Origin of the sequence: Mucilaginibacter litoreus (genome assembly GCF_042676805.1) — a bacterium.
Classification (GTDB): domain Bacteria; phylum Bacteroidota; class Bacteroidia; order Sphingobacteriales; family Sphingobacteriaceae; genus Mucilaginibacter; species Mucilaginibacter litoreus.
On record NZ_JBHTHZ010000001.1, the window covers coordinates 652,619 to 672,005 of the forward strand.

Below are 19,387 nucleotides of genomic sequence, written 5' to 3' on the forward strand. Positions count from 1 at the left end.
GTTAAAGATTGCTTTCAGTTTGTGATACCGGTTTAATTAACCTGGCTATAAACATGGTATCGGCCTTGTTGTGGTAACCTGCCAGAACCTTCATTTCTTCCAGTTCCAGGCCTAACTCATTTTGGATAAATTCAACGGCATCTTCGTTTTCACCTTTAAATGCAGAGCAGGTAATATAAATAAGTGGCTTGCCAGGTTTTAAATGCTTGGCAACGTTTTGAGAAATGTTCTGCTGCAGGCGCTTAAAAAAATCAATTTTTTGGGCGTCAAACTGGCTGATCATCTCAGGAGTTCGCCCCCAGGTACCTGACCCACTGCAGGGTGCATCAAGTATGATACCGTCGAACTCATAGTTATATAGCAACTGGTCGTTATTCTGAGTCAGGTCGAGCAGCTTTTTTTGATATTTACGAATACCTGCCTGTTGAAAACGTTCGTCCAGATTAGAAAGGATTGATTCCCGGATATCTGAAACTACCAGTTTAATATCTGGTTCCAAACTGTGTAAAAGCAAAGATTTCCCCCCCGATGCTGCACAGGCATCCCACCAGCTTTCCCACCTGTTTGGATGAAAATAGTCGGCAGTACGTTGCGAAGAAAGGTCTTGAACTTCAAACCAATGCTGCTTGGGAAAAATGTTATCCAGCCGGGTACCATTAGGTAGCGACAAGCAATTATTACCTTCTTCTTTATAAATAATACCGGCTTTATTCAACTCAGCCTTTACCTGCTGCTCAAAACCCTTATTGAGCCTTATGAACAGGTCCGGCTGCACAAATAACGATTTTAAAAACGCTTTTTTGTCGATCCCTGCAGAAAGTTGATCTGTCCACGGGAATACATCATCAAGTTTAAAATCCGCGTGTGATGTTTTTATCAGCGCTATCTTTTCTTCAATATTAAACGAGATGCAGGCTGCCCACTCGGGTTTAAAGTGCTGCAAAAAAGAGTTGGTTTGGGTATTACATAAAAACTCGGCCACCATCAACCGGTCTTCCGGCGGCAGATTTGGCAATGCTTTGCCAAGCCTGAAGTAATTATAGATCAAACGCCCGGCTACCTTACGATCGGTAGATCCCATTTGTTGATTCTGTCGAAAAAAGCCCGGTAAAAATTTACTTAAAGGCACATCCGCAGGGTATTGTTCTAATATCCTGAGAAAGGTCTTCAATTGGTTAACCGCTTTCATTCCGTCTTTTTCAAATAGAAATTTTCGTACTTGAGGATATCTACATGTGAGTTCACCCAGCCTTCGCCACGTTTTTTTATGATATGAAAGCTGTTATGCAGCCCTCTAAAATCATCAAATTCCGGATGGGTCATATCTTCACCATCTGCAAGCAGTTTTGCAAAATATAAGCCCTCATCAAAGCCTTTTATTGCAAAATCTGTAGGCTCTGCCTGGTAAACCTTCCTGTAACTACGTAAAAAGTTAACAGTATTACCGTTTTTATATTCAACCTTGTCTGAAGATGTTATATGTGTATTTAAGCGCTGTAAAAGTGTTGCTTTTAAAAAAGCAAATTTCTCCCAGTTAGGATGTCCGTACAAAGTTACCGGATAGCTTTTTGCCAATGCATCCAGCGAACGTAGCGTAACCATCAAAAAAGCCTGTTTGGTAGACGGCACCACAAAAATATTCTGATCTGAAGTAGATAACTGTTTAACAAGCGGTGTAAGGTTTCCGCGAGATATGGTGGTGGTTATAACCTGTATCTTACGTTTACTAAGGCTATCAACAGTTTGTTTAAAAGGCGATGTATACTGCTTTTCTTCGCTGTAGCCGGATGTTAATATGAATATCTTTTTTGGCTTTTCTTCCTTAACAATGTAGGTGGCCGCTCCCTTGGCATGGTATTCAAGCGGAGGAATAATAGTTACCAGATCGGGGTTTTTGAAGGTAGCAGGTGCAGCAGGTGACAAGGGTGAAACTATTGGTTTTCCCCGTTTTCCTAATGTTGATGTAAATGCTTTGATATCCTCAGGAAAGATTGGGCCCACTATCAGGTCGCTAGCTTTTATCTGTGGGTTCAGGCCAAGGCTATGCGCCTGGGCAGCGTCATCTTTAGAATCATAGATATGCAGTTTGAAGTTAGCCCCTTCTTTAGCTACCGAATCAAGCGCCAGCTTAAAGCCCTGATAGTACTCAACAGACATGTTGGCTTTTTCCAAACCGGCACGGCTGAATTTCTGACCCGCTACAGAGTGATCTAAACCTAAGGGAAGGATCAATGAAATTACAGATGGCTTAGCCTCCGAATGCTTAGCTGAAGGCTTATTTACTGGTTTATCTTCAGGTTTTTTGTCGGGCTTTTCAGTTTTAGTTTTAGCTACAGGTTTAGATACCGGCTGCACTTTGGGCGAACAAGCGCCTATAACTGCAACTAAAACTAATATTAACCACTTATTCCCACTCAATTGTGGCCGGTGGTTTCGAACTGATATCATATACTACCCGGTTTATTCCTTTTACGTTGTTGATGATCTCGTTAGATATCTTGGCCAGCAGATCATAAGGCAGATGGCACCAATCGGCCGTCATACCATCTAACGATTCCACAGCGCGCAGGCATATCACATTTTCATATGTACGCTCATCGCCCATAACTCCTACCGAATGTACGGGGAGAAAGATAGCACCAGCCTGCCACACTTTATCGTAAACACCTGCAGCACGCAAATTGTTGATATAAATTGCATCTGCTTGTTGTAATATAGCAACTTTTTCGGGAGTTATATCACCTAATATCCTGATAGCCAGTCCCGGGCCAGGAAATGGATGGCGGCCAAGAATATTTTGATCTATGCCAAGAGCAGCACCTACCTTACGTACTTCGTCTTTAAACAAGGTATTTAGTGGCTCCACTACCTTAAGCTTCATAAAATCAGGCAAACCACCTACGTTATGGTGCGACTTAATGGTTGCCGAAGGCCCTTTAACAGAAACCGACTCGATAACATCAGGGTAAATAGTACCCTGGCCAAGCCAGCTTACCCCCTGTATCTCATGCGCGGCATCGTCAAATACTTCTATAAATACCCGGCCTATAGCTTTGCGCTTTTTCTCAGGGTCTGTCAGCCCGGCTAAGGCATCGTAAAAACGCTGTTTGGCATCAATACCACGTACGTTAAGCCCCATGTGTTTGTATGAGTCTAAAACTGACTCAAATTCGTCCTTGCGCAGCAAACCATTGTCAACAAAAATACAATGCAGGTTAGCGCCAATTGCATGGTGTAATAATACTGCTGCTACTGATGAATCTACCCCTCCTGACAAGCCCAATACCACCTTATCATCGCCTAATTTGGCTTTTAATTCAGCAATGGTAGTTTCTATGAATGAATCTGGCGTCCAATCCTGGCTGCACCCGCAAATGTCAACCAAAAAGTTTTGCAGCAGTTGCTTACCGTCAATACTATGGGTAACCTCGGGGTGAAACTGTATACCAAATGTTTGTGTGCCGGCAATATGATAAGCCGCTACCTTTACACTATCGGTGCTGGCAATTACTTCAAAATCATCTGCAATACGGGCAATGGTATCGCCATGCGACATCCAAACCTGCGAACCAAGCGGTACATCTTTAAACAGGATGGTATCCGGCTTAATGTAATCCAGATTTGCACGACCATACTCGCGGGTGCTGGAGGCAAGTACCTCGCCACCATGGAAATGAGCAACATACTGCGCGCCATAGCAAACTCCTAATATAGGCAGCGTTTTATGATGTTTGGCAAATTCAAAGTGAGGCGCATCGTCCTGACGAACTGAATAAGGACTGCCTGAAAGGATGATACCTTTTACGCTGCTGTCTACCTCAGGAAATTTATTGAACGGGTGGATCTCACAGTAAATATTGAGCTCCCTGACACGGCGCGCGATGAGTTGGGTGAATTGCGAGCCAAAGTCAAGAATAAGGATTTTTTCTTGCATGGGCAAAGATAGCCAATTGTACTGAGATGTGGGAATGGAGATTTGAGATTTTTAGATGTACTAAGAAATTACTTATATTTACCTAATCTTATCAATGTTTTCAGAACTTAAAAAATCAGTTAATTACATCATTTATGAACGAACTACGAGTCCATTTTGGGGGTCGTTTGTATTTAGTTGGTTAATTTGTAATTGGAAAATTATATTGACAATTTTTATTGTTAGTGAGGAAAACCTTGCTGTTAATAAAATACAATACATTTCGGATAATTTCATTGATTGGAAACCGATAGCACTTTACCCGTTTATTTCAACATTGATATTAGTCTCAATATTTCCTTTGCTAAGTAATGGTGCGTATTGGATAACTATCATTTATTCGAAATGGAGACTGGATAAAAGAAACGAAGTAGAGAAAAAGCAACTTCTATCAATAGAGCAGTCAATTGCAATAAGAGTCTCTAATACTCAGTTACAGGAAACATACAGTAAATTAGTTAGTGATAAAGAGGCGGAGATAACCGCTTTAAAAATTCAAATTGAAGAATTAAATCAAAAGCTTAGTGAGCCATCTCAAGTAATGATAGAAAATATTTCTAGAAATAGTAAAAAAATGGAAATTGAAGAATGGAATAGTGAGTATGAATTATTTAAAGACTCAGCCGCCTTTAATGACTTTCAAAAAATCTTGTACGACGTTAATAGCAACAGATCAATAACAAACTACAGTACTCCGCCCTCTTCGATGGTGTATTTCCAAAGCCTTGGTTTAATTAGGAGAAGTGAGTCTAGGGCTAGTCAAGAACTTACAGATAAAGGTTTGCATTTTTCTAAAATATTTAATAAAAATAAATTTGAGACCAAGCATATGTAGTCATCAATTTTTATACTTCAAAAACTTACCCCTATCCTAATCGCATGATTAGCCTTTACCACATCGTTATTAAAAGATGTGCCATACATAAGCCTTAAGCCCAAATTGGTTTGGAAACCAAAGCCCAGCTCGGTATAATTTTTCAATGCCGGCGTAGTAAGGTAATTTACGTCAATGATCTCCTGTAGTTTCAGTTTGCGGATAAGCGGTATTTTATTGGTAAACAGGCCGGAGAAATTATGCTCTAAATGCGCTTCCAGGTATTTATCGCCGGTGCTGAAACGGTAATAATCCAGCAGCAAAAACTTGCTGATACCAGCCTGGTAAAATAGTACCTGGTTACCCGAAAAATGCCGGTAATCCGTGTAATTGATATTTTTAGCTTCAAAGAACTTACCTGCACCTACATAAAAGGATGTTTTGCCATAGTAGCCCATAGGTATGTCCTCTTTAGAGATATCCGCCGAAATAAGATTATAATCAGCATCGGAACCAATTATATTTTTAAGCGCTCTTGTAAAGCTAATGCCTATCGTTGGATATTTAGATGGAAGGTAACGCCTGCCGGTTGGATAGGTTTCATATGCATTACTGAAATCATAAGTGGTACGGAAGCTTACCTTGAATGATTGATTGTCTGGAAACAACGGCACATCCGCGTCAGGCACTAAAGGGTTGTTTGACGTAAACTCATGGTCTTTGGGATGAAAAAAGCTGTAATCCGTAGTGTTCGACAACCATTTGCGGTTAGCCCATTCCACACCAGCGCTGGCTTGCCAGCCACCGTAAATTCGCTTTGATAAGCCAATAGACGCAAACTGCTTTTGATAAAGCTTTTCAAAATTTTGCCGGTTAAACAATGTGTAAACCGAGTTTAGAAAAGGCGATATGGGCTCCCAGTTGTTCAGATCTGTCACTGTTGACCCACCCGCAATGTTCAGACTAAAAGAACCGACAGGGAAGCTAACACCCGCGTTGGCATTAAGGAGTTTATTAGAGAACCCATAGCGCACGTTACCATAAACATTAAGGTATTTGTTATTGATGCTATCTATCTGTTTGGTAAATGAGCCGCCGTAGCTTAGCGCCAATCCCTCCACGGTATTATACTGTACGGCGCTTATTAATGAATTTAAATTAAAATATTCGTGTTTGTAACGGTTACGATGACGGTAACCGCCTATAGTGAGTTTAAGCAGATCAAGCTTGTTGTTTTCCCGGTCAAGCGAGTCGAGGTAAGCTTTTGATTCGCGTTTGGTGGCCAGCGCCTCTTTTTTCTTGTAATCTACCAGTTCTTCCTCGGTCAACGGGATTGGGCGTTGCCGGCTCCAGTAAGTTGAATCTTTTTTATTGATGCCTTTGGTAATGCGCAGCACTTCGGTAAATTGCTTTTTATCCAGTTTTAGGTCAATCTCGTAGTCCTTGTAAAGCGATATAAAGTAACCGCCCAGTTTAAAGCCAAATAAACCGCCGGTGAACTCAAATTTTAACGATGATGGCATCCAGACTTTACCCGTAACCGGCACAAATTGCTGGTCAATACGCAAGGTATCTACAAAGTTGATATTGGCTTTCTTGGTGATATACAACGACAAGCTTTGCAGCCGCCAGCTATCTTCCAGAATGTAAATGTAGCCACTGAAACAAGGGTTATTGTCGTTGCGAGGGGTGACCTGTATTTTGTTGATGGTTTCACCATTTTCTATGGTAGCGCCAATGAGTTTATACTTGTAATACGATAAGGCATTATCTGCAATAGGCGATATAACCGGCCGGTTGCTTATGCCTTCCCAGTTCTGTATACTTTCATAAAAGTTTACCTGCATATCGCTGGCCCTGTTAAAACTAAAAGCCTTGTTACTGCCAGATACCTTTGACGAAATCATTTCCTCATGTACCTTATCCGGCCGCATAAAGCTATACCGGGATTGCGATTCTGAGAGATAAATTATTCCTTTCCTGTTTGAGTCGAGTCCGTTCTCGCGTGCAAACTTTTGCACATCAAATCCTAAGAACTTTTTCGGCGCCGAAAGCAGCCTCTGCAAACCTTTTATATATACTTCACAGGTATATGCATTTACCTCGTTCAGATAAGTTTTGCGCTTTTTGATCGCATTGCGGATAATGGCATAAGCAGGGTCTTCCCCACCCGACCGAACAGACACCTCCTTTAATTCATACTGCTCTGCCTTTAAAACAACATTGATGGTTTGATTGGCTTGCAGGTTTACACTACGGCTCTCCTGCCTGTAACCTACCGCCTTATATTGAACATTGTACTCCCCTGCCTTAAGATTAAGGCTGTAACCGCCCTCGCTATTTGCCGACGTACCCTTTGTAGTGTTACGGATGTAAACCGTAGCAAAAGGCACCGCGTTACCGGCATCATCTGTCACTTTCCCGCTGAGCGTAAATTCTTGTGCAAATAATATTGATGAGCATAAAAGTAAGAGGACACTAAGGCAGGCTTGTTTCATTAAGAGTTAGTTTTCGCAAATATGTACGTATTCCAGTAAAGTTATTAGATGCCTAATGTTAATGTTTGTTAAACAAAAAAGGCGTATTTGTTCAGAATACGCCTTTATAAGCTCAATTTGATAGGTTATTTTAAGATATTCTCAATCCTTTCTAACTCTTCGGCAGAAAAATCAACATTTTCCAATGCCTTAAGCGAGTCGGCCAGTTGTTCAGGCTTGCTGGCGCCGATAAGTACAGATGTAACGCGGCTATCCTTTAGCAGCCAGGCCAATGCCATTTGAGCGAGTGTTTGCCCGCGCTGTTCTGCCAAGGTGTTCAGTTGCTTTATCTTAGCGATAACTTCATCAGTAACCTGGCTGGTTTGCAGGTAACCGGTTGATTTAGCTGCACGGGAATCTTCAGGTATACCATGCAGGTATTTATTGGTTAACAGGCCTTGTGCTAAAGGTGAGAACGGTATACAGCCAACGCCGTTTTCTTCCAATACATCCAGCAAGCCTTGCTCCGGCTCGCGCACAAACATCGAATATTTTGGCTGATGAATAAGGCAAGGTGTACCTAATTCCTTTAAAATAGCTACAGCTTTTGCCGCTTCTTCTGCCGGGTAGTTTGATATCCCTGCATACAGCGCTTTTCCCTGGCGTACTATCAGATCAAGCGCTGCCATGGTTTCTTCAAGCGGCGTTTCCGGGTCAGGGCGGTGGTGGTAAAAAATGTCCACATAGTCAAGCCCCATGCGTTTTAGGCTTTGATCCAGACTGGCAACCAGATACTTTTTAGAACCCCAGTCGCCATAGGGGCCGTCCCACATTGTATAGCCGGCTTTGGTAGAGATAATCATTTCATCGCGGTAGCCCCTAAAATCTTCTTTCAGGATCTTTCCAAAGTTTTCCTCGGCGCTTCCCGGCGGCGGGCCATAATTGTTGGCCAAATCAAAATGGGTTATGCCGCTGTCGAAAGCCAGGTGCAAGATCTTGCGGAAGGTTTCCATTACGTCCACATGGCCGAAGTTGTGCCACAGGCCAAGCGAAATTTCAGGCAGTTTAACACCGCTTTTACCGCAACGGCGATAACGCATTGTATGATATCTTTCAGCAGATGGTAAATAGGTCATAATTAATATTGGTAATGTTTTACGGTAAATGTAGTAAAGTAAAAGCAGTATGGTTAATCTTTTTAGCTAACCACACTTCGTTAAAATATGTTAAAGCCTCAACATCCTGTTTCGGAACCTTTTATATTCGTGAAAACCTTAAACTCATGTTGCAAAACTACTTTACCATTGCCTGGAGAAATATAATTAAACACAAGCTATTTTCGCTTATCAACATCTTTGGCCTGTCTGTAGGCATTGCTTTTACCCTGCTTATTGCCGCCTATGTTTGGCACGAAGTAAGTGTTAACCACGATCTACGTAATGCCGATAATCAATACATCATCCAAAGCAAGTGGAAAGATCCGAATATGGGCTACGAACTTACTGCCCTTGCACCCATGCCAAAAGCTTTAAAAAATGAATATCCTAACCTGGTAGCCAATTATTATCATTGGGATGGTGTTTCATCAACCGTCTCCAGAGGTGATAAGCATTTTAGGGAAAGCCTGCAAATAGGCGACAGCACCTTTACTACCATGTATGGTTTCAAGTTTCTTTATGGCGATTCAAAAACCGCTCTTAACCAACCCTTTACCGCTGTAATAACCCAGCAAAGCGCTATAAAATACTTTGGCAAAACAGATGTTGTAGGACAAACGGTTACCATAGACAGCTTTAACGGCGACAAGCGCGATTTTATGATAACCGGCGTACTTGAAAAACTGCCTAAAAACTCGGTGACTAACGTTATTGATGCCAGTAACAGTACCTTTTTTCTTCCTGCTTCGGCGGCAAAGTATATGGGCAGAAGCCTCGAAGGGTGGGATAACACTGTAGTATGCGGTTTGATTGAATTGAAAGACGGCGTAAAACCACAACAGTTGGATGCGCCTATGCGCAGTCTTATTAAAAGAAATGCATCTGAACAAATTGTGGCGAACCTTACACCGGTACTTGTCCCGCTCAAATCATTTCACCTTGATTTTGGCGACGGAGCGGTCAGGAAGATGCTTTACACATTGTCTTTCATCGCCTTATTTATTCTGTTGATGGCCATTATCAATTTTGTAAATATTTGCATCAGCAGGTCATCGCAACGGATGAAGGAAATGGGTATCCGTAAAGTACTTGGCGGGTTACGCAAGCAATTGATATGGCAATTCCTGGTAGAATCTGTTTTAATGGTTTTTATAGCGACGCTTTTTGCATTAGGTATTTACGCGCTTGCACGTCCGTATTTTGCCAATGTATTGTCAACAGATATCGGCGGCATATTTTCTTTCCCTTTGTACTTCTACATGGTCCCATTGCTGTTTGCAATATTGGTAGGCATAATAGCAGGGCTTTACCCGGCATTGGTATTGTCATCATTAAAATCGATTGATTCATTAAAGGGCAAGCTTGACAGGGTAAAAGACAATGTTATGTTTCGCAAGGGTTTAACTGCGTTTCAGTTTGTCACCGCATCCGTGGTATTGATATCTGCAATAATTATCTCTAAGCAGATCAATTTGTTTTTTGGCAAAAACCTGGGTTATAATAAAGACTACCTGATATACGCGCAGGTACCGCGCGATTGGAGCAAACCCGGCGTGCAAAAAATGGAAGATATACGTTACCGCTTATCTCAAATACCACAGGTAAAAAGTGTAAGCCTTTCCTGGGAGATTCCGGATGGTGGTGCCAGCGGCGGACTAAGCGCGTATAAAACGAGGGAAGAGCCGAGCCAGGCCTTTAACGCGCAATTAATGCTAACCGATAGCTATTATGCCGAAACCTATGGCATACCGCTTTTAGCAGGAAAATTCTTTGAGCCGCAATATATGCAGGCCGATTCAGACAAAGTGGTTATCAACGAAACACAGTCTAAAGCGCTTGGGTTTACCAACGCTAAAGACGCTGTTGGACAGCAATTCAATTCGGTAAACATGGCACCGCTTACCATCTCTGGCGTGGTTAAGGATTTTGTTTTTGGTGGTATGTCGGGTCGTATTATGCCTATGACTTTCATGAACGTTAACCGCAATCCTTATTACCGCTATTTTTCTATCAAATTAACATCCGGTAACCTTGAAGATAATATCGCGGCCGTACAAAAAAAATGGGCCGAGGTTATGCCGGGTGCACCGTTTGAGTATAATTTTATGGATGATGCTTTGGCAAAAATGTATAAAACAGAGCTGCAATTAAAAAAAGCATCATATATGGCTACTGGCTTAGCGCTTATAATTGTACTGTCAGGTGTATTGGGTTTGATATCCCTCAGCATTCAAAAACGCACAAAAGAAATTGGCATACGTAAAGTTTTGGGCTCATCGGTAAGCAATGTGATCCTGCTTTTCCTGAAAGATTTTTTGGGTGTACTAATAGTTGCCGGAATTATTGCCTGCCCCCTTGCCTATTGGATGATGCATAAGTGGCTTAATGGCTATGCCTATAAAATTCCGCTTACGCCTGTACCCTTTGCAATAGCGTTTGTTGCACTGGTTTTGGTTACCTCTGTTTTAATAACGCTACAAACGGTTAAGGCAGCTTTAGCTAACCCGGTTAAAAGTTTAAGAACGGAATAGAATAGAATCAGGATGTCAGGACTCAGAAAACAAGATATAATTTACATAGCTACATCTTGTTTCCTGATTCCTGATTTCGTGCACCTTTCTATAGTCCCGAGTTACTTCTGAACAGTTTAATCGCGATAGCTAAAAGGATAATACCAAAAGCTTTCCGCAGTATTAGCAGTCCCGTTTTACCTAAAAGCTTCTCCAGCCACTTCACATTTTTTAATACCAGGTAAACCACAAGGGTGTTGAGCACTATGCCAACCAAGATATTTTGTGTTTGATATTGTGATTTTAAAGAAAGCAGGGTGGTCATGGTGCCGGCGCCGGCAATCAGCGGGAAGGCAAGCGGTACAATAGAAGCTGCCTCGGGCGCTTCTTCTTTAAAAAAAGTAACGCCCAGCACCATTTCAAGCGCGATAATAAATATTACGATGGAACCGGCGATGGCAAAAGATGAAATATCCAGGCCTATTATAGCCAAAAGTTCATCCCCCACAAATAAAAATACCACCATCAGCACCAATACTGCGATACTTGCTTTTTCCGATTCGATATGGCCTACCTTTTGGCGCAGGTTGATAATGATGGGTATAGCGCCAAGGATATCAATAATAGCAAAGAGGATCATCGTTACAGACAATATCTCTTTAAAAACAAGTGGATGCATAGCTTAGGGTTGCTTTTCTTTTGAAATTAAGCGAAAACTAAACAAAAGTGCAATTAAAATATATAAGGAAGATAAAAAGAATACACTATGTATAGAAATTGCTGTTATTAAGCCCGCAGTAACCGGCCCTAACGTTTGCCCTATTGATGCATAGGCCTGGTTGACACCCATTACCTGCCCCCGTTCATGCTCATCGTTATGATCAGCTATAATAGCATTGAGCATAGGGTTGCGCAGGCCGTTAAACAAACCGTAAATGCCTATCGAAACAGCAAATAATACAAAAGCAGTGGCGAAACCGGCTAACGCCATCATACCTAAACAACATATGGTAGATATGGTTAAAATTATAGATTGTTTGGAAATGATTTTTTTGATAGCTGGTACCAGCATTTGCATCAGGATACCTGTAATACCAAAACCACCGTAAAACAAACCTATTTGAGTTGGATTTAATTTAAGCTGGTCTACACTAAATGTTTGAAAACCTATCAGCATAGTAAACTGGGCCATAGTGAGTAAAAAGCCGATGAACACAGCCGTACCAATAACGGGTTTCTTTAATACAGTTATCAAAGCCGCGAACGTGAAATTGCTTTTACCTGCAGGCTTATTGTTTTTATTTTTATTGGTTTCCTTTAAGAGCAATAATGACAACAGCACGCCTATAACAGCAATCCCGGCTGCAAAAAAGAACGGTACCTTAATGCCGAACTCGCTCAACAAGCCGCCAATTGCAGGGCCTATAACAAAGCCAAATCCAAAGGCAGAACCCAATATGCCGAAATTTTTTGCCCGTTCCTTTGGCGACGAAATATCTGATATCATGGCCTGCGCTACCGATATGTTACCGCCGGTAAGCCCATCAAGTATCCGGGCGGCAAAAAGCATGATTATACTGTTTGCCAAGCCAAAAAGCACAAATGATATGGCTGTACCTATCAAACTGAATATAAGCAACGGCTTGCGCCCCCACTTATCAGATAAAGCGCCTAATACCGGTGTGGCAAAAAATTGAGCGATAGAAAAGGCTGCGGTAAGCAACCCGATGGTTTGCTCGGTTACTCCAAATTTTTTGCCGTATGGGTAAAGTAAAGGTATAATGATACCAAAGCCCATAGAATTTATAACAGCAATTAATACAAGTACCCAGATTATACGATTAACTTTCATCCAATTACAAAAGGCTTAAAAGCAAAAAAGGTTCTGCATTTGCAGAACCTTTTAAATATTGTAATAGATAAATTACTGTTTTTCGAAATCAGAAGCGGTTGGCAGAATATCTCCGGCCGAACCCAGCTTACTGTTCTTTTTGCTATAACCGAAGTAAATTACCAAACCTATTACCATCCATCCTAAAGCACTTAGCTGCGTTTCATGTGGTAAGCCAACAATCATGCCTGCGCAAACTATTATACCCAATATAGGTACCAACGGCACAAGTGGAGTTTTGAAAGGCCTTGGCAGGTTAGGATCGGTTCTGCGTAAAAGAATTACGCCAACACATACCAGAATAAATGCAAACAAAGTGCCTATTGAGGTTAAATCTCCCGCAACGCTTCCAGGAACAAATGCCGCAAACGCACCTACAAAAACAAATAATATCATGTTGCTTTTATAAGGTGTTTTGAACTTTGGATGAAGATCAGAGAAGATTTTAGGTAATAAACCATCGGTTGACATGGTATAAAATACACGCGACTGCCCCATCAGCATCACCAGGATAACTGAAGAAAAGCCCGCTAATATGGCTACAGTAACCATGGTAGACAACCAACCGTAACCATGCATATAATTGCTGATAGCAAATGCTACGGAAGCTTCTTTACCCGACTTCATGAAATCGGTATAGGGAGCAACACCTGTTAACACCCATGAGAAAAGGATGTAAAGGATGGTACAAACTACTAATGACCCAAGGATACCAATAGGCATATCGCGTTTTGGGTTTTTAGCTTCTTGCGCAGCTGTTGATACCGCATCGAAACCAATAAACGCAAAGAACACTACACCCGCACCACTGATGATACCGCCCCAGCCGTGATTAAAGAACGGCAGGTAAGAGTACGTTTTTCCGTCCGCCAGCTTAATATCAGGCGCGTTTGCCGGAATGATATATGGGGTGTGGTTAGCAGGATTAATAAACTGCCAGCCAATGGCAATAAATACCAGTACGATAGCAACTTTAATAAAAACGATGATACCGTTTACAGTAGCCGATTCTTGGGTACCTTTTATTAACAGTAATGATAACACTACAAGTATTAACAAAGCAGGGAGGTTTGCAATACCATGTACGCTTTGCCCGTTTACTATTACAGATTCCATCGGAGAGTGGCACCATTCATAGGGGATCCCTCCTCCGAGGAGCTTATTGGCATATTCGCTCCAGCTAATGGAAACCGTCGCGGCTCCAAGCGCGTACTCAAGTATCAAAGCCCAGCCTATAACCCAGGCAACAATTTCGCCCATGGTAGCATAGGCATAAGTGTATGCACTACCGGCAATAGGGATGATAGAAGCAAATTCAGCGTAACATAAGCCAGCAAAAGCGCAGCCAATTGCAGCTACTATAAATGATAAGGTTACCGCCGGGCCGGCATGTTCACCGGCTGCTGCTGCAGTCCTTACAAATAAACCGGCACCGATAATAGCACCTATACCCAACGCAATAAGGCTGCCGGCGCCAAGCGTTCGCTTGAGGCTGCCTTCCCCATCCGTTGAGGCGGTTAATTGTTCAATAGATTTTTTTACAAATACCTTCATTGTTTAAATTAAAATAATAAGATCAGTTACAGTTTCCCCCAAACGTACTTAAAATTATTGAAAAGTTAAAGCACAGAATGTAACAACACTGTGAGCGGTTTTCACCGAATTAAAAGGAAGTACAACAAGCCTGTTAGTGTTGCTGCAATTAAGAGAATATTACCTTAGGGTAAGGCTTTCCAAATAAACAGCGGGGTTAAAATTATATTTAAGATTATAAGCACTATGCCAAACATCTTGTTAAAGGTACCGGTTTGTTTAGTTAATAGCCACCCAATAAATATCCCACCAACCAAAAGCATTGCAGCATCAAAATATAGCAGATAGTCAGACGTTGGAGGCTCTATATCAACCTTAAGCCAATCAAAAATATCAGGCAGATACAGATAGATATCATATACAGCCAAAAGATAAAGTATAACCTTCTTCATTATCCTATTCAAATGAAAAGCTATCTTTTACCCAGTTCAGCAGCCCGATATCCTTATCCATTTCAATAAGCCGCTCTACATCTTTATCATATTTATGGCCCGGCTCCATTTGGTACTTGGCAATAACCGCTTTTAAAGCATAAACGCTGGCCTCGTCCTTATCAAATTCATATTGATGAAGTATAGCGTATTTGCAGTAATGCGCAATGTAAATGAAACCTAATTGCGGGTTAGCGTCGGACAGGTCCATAATAGACTGCCTCAATTGGATAGTTACATTAGGTGTGCCCTGGGCCCAATCCAACACAAATTGCGAGGCTGCATCCAGCTTCTTATCCTTGGCTGACCAATGGGTGCGCTGTAACCAGTCCGTAGCCTTAATAACCTCCGGCTCAAATTCGCTAAAGTTGGTTTTACTGGTGAAGTGATACCTGGGAACATCGTACGTTTGTGCCAATGCGCTTATAGAAAAACACAGCAGCAATAAAAAAAGGGTCCCGTTTACTTTTTTCATCTTATGCACTGGTACTAAGATAATTGTATTTTTTTAAGAGTGTGTAAACGCATCCATAATTTTCATGAGCGTTACTGCTTCATCAATAGTGCAGGGATTAGGTCCTTCTCCCTTGAAATAAGATACTATCTTAGCTATCATGGGCTGTTGAATATGCTCGGGATGAGTAAACGTTTCAGTCTGCACACCAGCCTCTGTTTTGCAGGTTACAAAGTTCCCAAAAAACGGAAAAGTGATCTTTCCTTTTGTTCCCACTATCTCGCAGGTATCCACCGCTTCGCTTCCGGCAACGTTAAAACACCAGGAACCGTTTACAACCACTTTGTTTTTAAAAACTATCTGCCCGCATACATGGTCATCAGCAGGAGTTTTACCACTTTGATTAAGGCTATAACCGCTATATACTGCAGGTTCGCCAAAATAATACAACATCAGGTCTAACTGGTGCGGCGCCAGATCATGAAAGTAACCACCGCCTGATACATTAGGTTGCAGGCGCCAGTTATCAGCCGTATCATTGCTTTCGCCGATATGCGGATGTTTCCACATACGTATTTGTACCGTACGTATATCTCCAATTACATGATCGTCTATCAGCTGCTTTACATGCAAAAACATAGGTAACGCACGCCTGTAATGCGCCACTGTTAGCTTTGCACCTGCTTTATGCACCGCATCTGCCATTCGCCGGGCTTCGGCAGCATTAAGTGTTACCGGCTTTTCAACATAAACGGCAAGTCTTTTTTCAATAGCACGTAAAGCATACTCCAAGTGCGAGCTTGGCGGTGTAGCGATAGACACCGCATTAACTTCAGGGTCATCAAGCAGTTGTCCGGCATCGTCGTACCAGCGATCAACGTTGTGCCGTTGAGCATAGTCGGCCGCCTTTACGGCATCGCGGCGCATAACGGCAACTAATTTACTATCCCCAACCTTATTATAGGCCTGGCCGCTTTTCTTTTCGGTTACATTGCCGCAACCTATTATCCCCCATTTTATAGCCATCATGTTGTTATGTTATTAGTTGAGCATTGTCATCAATTCATCATCGCTGATGATGGGAATGTTCAGCTTATTGGCTTTTTCCAGCTTTGATGGGCCCATGTTTTCGCCGGCTACCAGGTAGTTAAGCTTTGCCGATATACTGCTTAATATTTTACCGCCATTTTGCTCGATGATATTCTTCAGTTCATCGCGTGAAAACTTTTCGAAAGTACCGGATATGATAAAGTTCTGACCGGCGAATTTATCGCTTGCCAGCACTATCTCTTTCTCCTCGGCAACAAACTGCAAACCTTGTGCGCGTAGCTTCTCAATTTCCTGCTGATGTATAGGACTATCAAAATACTCGATTATGCTTTCTGCTATGCGTGCACCTATTTCCTCGGCTGCAGTAAGTTCTTCAACTGATGCAGCCATCAGCTTGTCGATATTCTTAAAATGTGCTACAAGTTTCCTGGCCACTGTTTCGCCTACATACCTGATACCTAAACCGAACAGCACCTTTTCGAACGGTTGCTGTTTGGATTTTTCGATGCCATCCAGCATGTTATTAATGGACTTCTCCCCAAAGCGGCCTAATTGCTTCAACTGATCGGCGTGTAGATGCAGATCGTAAAGGTCGCTGATGTGGCGTATAAATTTCTGGTTGTAAAGGGTTACAATAGTTTCGTCGCCAAGCCCATCAATATCCATAGCCTTTCGACCAATGTAATGCTGTATCTTACCTACTATCTGCGGGGGGCAGCCATCATCATTTGGGCAGTACCATGCCGCCTCGCCCTCTGTACGCAGTAAAGGTGTATCACAGGCTGGGCAATGCGTTACATATTTTATAGGTTTGGCGCCGGGTTTGCGTTTATCCAGGTTAACGCTGATGATCTTAGGGATAATCTCCCCCCCTTTTTCTACGTAAACCGTGTCATGTTCGTGCAGTTTAAGGCGTTCGGTTATCTCATCGGCGTTATGCAGGGTCGCCCGCTTAACCGTTGTACCGGCAAGCAATACTGGTTTTAAATTGGCAACCGGGGTAACAGCCCCTGTGCGGCCTACCTGGTAAGTAACTGCTAATAGCTCCGTTTCTACCCGCTCAGCTTTAAATTTATAAGATATGGCCCAGCGCGGCGACTTTGATGTAAAGCCAAGTTCCTGCTGCTGTGAGTAGTTATTTACTTTTATTACGATGCCATCGATATCATAGCTCAAATCATGCCGCGCGGTATCCCAATGATTTATAAACTCCAGTACGCCATTGATATCGCTGCAAAGCCGGCTATGGTTATCTACGTTAAAGCCCCATTGCTTTACCGCCTGCAAACTTTCCCAGTGTGTTTTAAAGAGCTGTTTTTCTGTATATAAGCCATACAAAAAGCAATCCAGGGGGCGGCGTGCCACCTCTGCCGAGTCCTGCAGTTTTATAGTACCCGAAGCAAAATTGCGTGGGTTGGCATAAGGCACCTCACCGTTATCAATACGCTCTTTGTTGAGGCGCTCAAAGGCTTTAAGGTGCATAAAAACTTCACCGCGTATCTCAAACAGATCAGGGTAGTTACCCGGCGCCAGCTTTTTAGGTATGGTGTGTATGGTACGAACGTTGGTAGTCACTTCATCACCCTGTGTGCCATCGCCACGGGTAACTGCACGGGCCAGCTTACCATTCTCATAGGTAAGGCTCATAGAAAGGCCGTCAAATTTCAGTTCGCAAACATACTCGAAGTTATCGCCAATAGCTTTACGGATCCGCTGATCAAAATCTATCAGTTCCTGCTCGTTATAAGTATTACCAAGGGACAGCATCGGCCAGCGATGCTTTACGGTAACAAACTCTTTGGTTACCTCGCCACCAACGCGCTGGGTAGGCGAATCAGCATCTGCAAACTCAGGAAATCGCTTTTCAAGCTTGTTAAGTTCCTCAAGCTTTTTGTCAAAATCATAGTCGGAAATAGTAGGCATGGCCAGCACATAATAGTTGTAATTGTGCTGTTTAAGTTCGGCCGTTAATGCCTGTATCTTTTCTTTTGCTTCGGTAGGCGACATGAAGCGAAGATAGATTTTTTAGACCAAAATTATAGTTGATAGTTCATGGTTTCATAGTAAGAACTTCTCTATGAACCATGAACTATTGCCTATGATCTATTAACTATTGTCTATTTACTAATAACTTAATACTGCTTCTACCGGATAGTGGTCTGAGGGTACCCGGCCATGATAAGTATTGGTAAGAATGCCGTAACGTGTTACCTTAAAATCCTTGGTTACGAATATATGGTCGATACGTTTATCACCATCGGTATTTGCGTTAAAATCGTTAAAGCTGTTGCTTGGATCCAGCTTGATTGGCGATAGTACATAAGTATCTTTCAGTACGCCAGAATTATTGATGACCGCGTAGCTATCAGAAGTTTGATCAACATTAAAATCACCGGTTAAAATGGTTGGCGTATTTCCTGCCATTTCTTTGATTTTTTGCAACACCAGTTTAGCACTTTCCCTACGGGCAATTACACCAATGTGGTCCATGTGCAGGTTGAAAAAGTAAAAGGTAAAACCGGTTTTAATTTCTTTAAACTGCGCCCAGGTACAAATACGCGGCAATACTGCATCCCACCCTTTGTTTGGTTTATCAGTAACCGTAGACATCCAGAAGTCGCCGGTTCTAACCAGCTTAAACCGGTCGGCTTTGTAAAATATGGCAGAAAACTCTCCCGCTTTTTTACCATCATCGCGGCCAATGCCAACCCATTTGTAACCAGGCAAGCTATCAGTCAGATCGGTTATCTGATGATATTTTAGTTCCTGTGTGCCAAAAACATCAAAGTCCTGAAAACGGATAAGTTTGGCTGCCCATGGAAAACGCTGCCCCCATCCATTGCCAGCGGTAGAATCGCCCTTATTGGCATTACGCAGATTATATGTGCCGATGTTTAACTGGCGCTGCTGGGCATCTGTAATGGTAGCTGTACATACGAACAGCGTCAAAATAAGTAGTCGGATTTTCATAGTGCAGGTAAAATATATTGCAACAAATTAAAGCATTATTAAATTTGGAATATAGATGCTTGTCATA

General features: G+C 42.3%; 15 protein-coding genes. 2 read left to right on the plus strand and 13 right to left on the minus strand.

Annotated elements, in window-relative coordinates; genetic code table 11:
- Window position 1: 1 nt before the first annotated feature.
- The 3 genes from ACFQZX_RS03065 to guaA are packed head-to-tail and all read right to left on the minus strand — an operon-like array spanning window position 2 to window position 3,934.
- Entirely contained in the window at window positions 2-1,189 is a 1,188-nt protein-coding gene (locus ACFQZX_RS03065) for an RsmB/NOP family class I SAM-dependent RNA methyltransferase (protein ID WP_377111195.1), read from the minus strand.
- Complete coding sequence (locus ACFQZX_RS03070) at window positions 1,186-2,448, minus strand: ABC transporter substrate-binding protein (RefSeq protein WP_377111196.1); 1,263 nt, start codon at window positions 2,446-2,448, stop codon at window positions 1,186-1,188. Before ACFQZX_RS03070 ends, ACFQZX_RS03065 begins: the two co-directional genes overlap by 4 nt.
- The gene (guaA, locus tag ACFQZX_RS03075) at window positions 2,405-3,934 is read right to left on the minus strand and encodes a glutamine-hydrolyzing GMP synthase (RefSeq protein WP_377111198.1); all 1,530 of its coding nucleotides are present in this window, start codon (window positions 3,932-3,934) and stop codon (window positions 2,405-2,407) included. Before guaA ends, ACFQZX_RS03070 begins: the two co-directional genes overlap by 44 nt.
- Window positions 3,935-4,028: 94 nt before the next feature.
- Here guaA and ACFQZX_RS03080 point away from each other — a divergent pair, with 94 nt between their 5' ends.
- Complete coding sequence (locus ACFQZX_RS03080; RefSeq protein WP_377111200.1) at window positions 4,029-4,808, plus strand: hypothetical protein; 780 nt, start codon at window positions 4,029-4,031, stop codon at window positions 4,806-4,808.
- A gap of 17 nt (window positions 4,809-4,825) precedes the next feature.
- Here ACFQZX_RS03080 and ACFQZX_RS03085 read toward each other — a convergent pair whose 3' ends face one another.
- Window positions 4,826-7,285, minus strand: a complete 2,460-nt coding sequence (locus tag ACFQZX_RS03085) for a DUF5686 and carboxypeptidase regulatory-like domain-containing protein (RefSeq protein WP_377111201.1) — start codon at window positions 7,283-7,285, stop codon at window positions 4,826-4,828.
- A gap of 125 nt (window positions 7,286-7,410) precedes the next feature.
- The gene (mgrA, locus tag ACFQZX_RS03090) at window positions 7,411-8,400 is read right to left on the minus strand and encodes an L-glyceraldehyde 3-phosphate reductase (RefSeq protein WP_377111203.1); all 990 of its coding nucleotides are present in this window, start codon (window positions 8,398-8,400) and stop codon (window positions 7,411-7,413) included.
- 146 nt (window positions 8,401-8,546) lie between these two features.
- Between mgrA and ACFQZX_RS03095 the strand changes: the two genes are divergently transcribed.
- Window positions 8,547-10,952, plus strand: a complete 2,406-nt coding sequence (locus ACFQZX_RS03095; RefSeq protein WP_377111205.1) for an ABC transporter permease — start codon at window positions 8,547-8,549, stop codon at window positions 10,950-10,952.
- 88 nt (window positions 10,953-11,040) lie between these two features.
- Here ACFQZX_RS03095 and ACFQZX_RS03100 read toward each other — a convergent pair whose 3' ends face one another.
- From ACFQZX_RS03100 to ACFQZX_RS03135, 8 genes are all read right to left on the minus strand, one after another.
- A complete protein-coding gene (locus tag ACFQZX_RS03100; RefSeq protein WP_377111206.1) occupies window positions 11,041-11,610 on the minus strand; it encodes a MarC family protein in 570 nt (189 codons plus the stop codon).
- A 3-nt stretch (window positions 11,611-11,613) separates the two neighbouring features.
- Entirely contained in the window at window positions 11,614-12,783 is a 1,170-nt protein-coding gene (locus ACFQZX_RS03105) for an MFS transporter (protein ID WP_377111208.1), read from the minus strand.
- Between the two features lie 72 nt (window positions 12,784-12,855).
- On the minus strand, window positions 12,856-14,376 hold the full coding sequence (locus tag ACFQZX_RS03110; protein ID WP_377111210.1) for an amino acid permease: 1,521 nt from the start codon (window positions 14,374-14,376) through the stop codon (window positions 12,856-12,858).
- Between the two features lie 164 nt (window positions 14,377-14,540).
- On the minus strand, window positions 14,541-14,807 hold the full coding sequence (locus ACFQZX_RS03115) for a hypothetical protein (RefSeq protein ID WP_377111211.1): 267 nt from the start codon (window positions 14,805-14,807) through the stop codon (window positions 14,541-14,543).
- 4 nt (window positions 14,808-14,811) lie between these two features.
- The gene (locus ACFQZX_RS03120) at window positions 14,812-15,321 is read right to left on the minus strand and encodes a hypothetical protein (RefSeq protein ID WP_377111213.1); all 510 of its coding nucleotides are present in this window, start codon (window positions 15,319-15,321) and stop codon (window positions 14,812-14,814) included.
- Window positions 15,322-15,354: 33 nt separating this feature from the next.
- A complete protein-coding gene (locus ACFQZX_RS03125) occupies window positions 15,355-16,329 on the minus strand; it encodes a Gfo/Idh/MocA family protein (RefSeq protein WP_377111215.1) in 975 nt (324 codons plus the stop codon).
- Between the two features lie 12 nt (window positions 16,330-16,341).
- Entirely contained in the window at window positions 16,342-18,357 is a 2,016-nt protein-coding gene (gene ligA, locus ACFQZX_RS03130) for an NAD-dependent DNA ligase LigA (protein WP_377111217.1), read from the minus strand.
- 117 nt (window positions 18,358-18,474) lie between these two features.
- Window positions 18,475-19,320 carry an endonuclease/exonuclease/phosphatase family protein gene (locus ACFQZX_RS03135; protein ID WP_377111219.1) on the minus strand — a complete coding sequence of 282 codons (846 nt, stop codon included), beginning with the start codon at window positions 19,318-19,320 and terminating at the stop codon, window positions 18,475-18,477.
- Window positions 19,321-19,387: the final 67 nt, after the last annotated feature.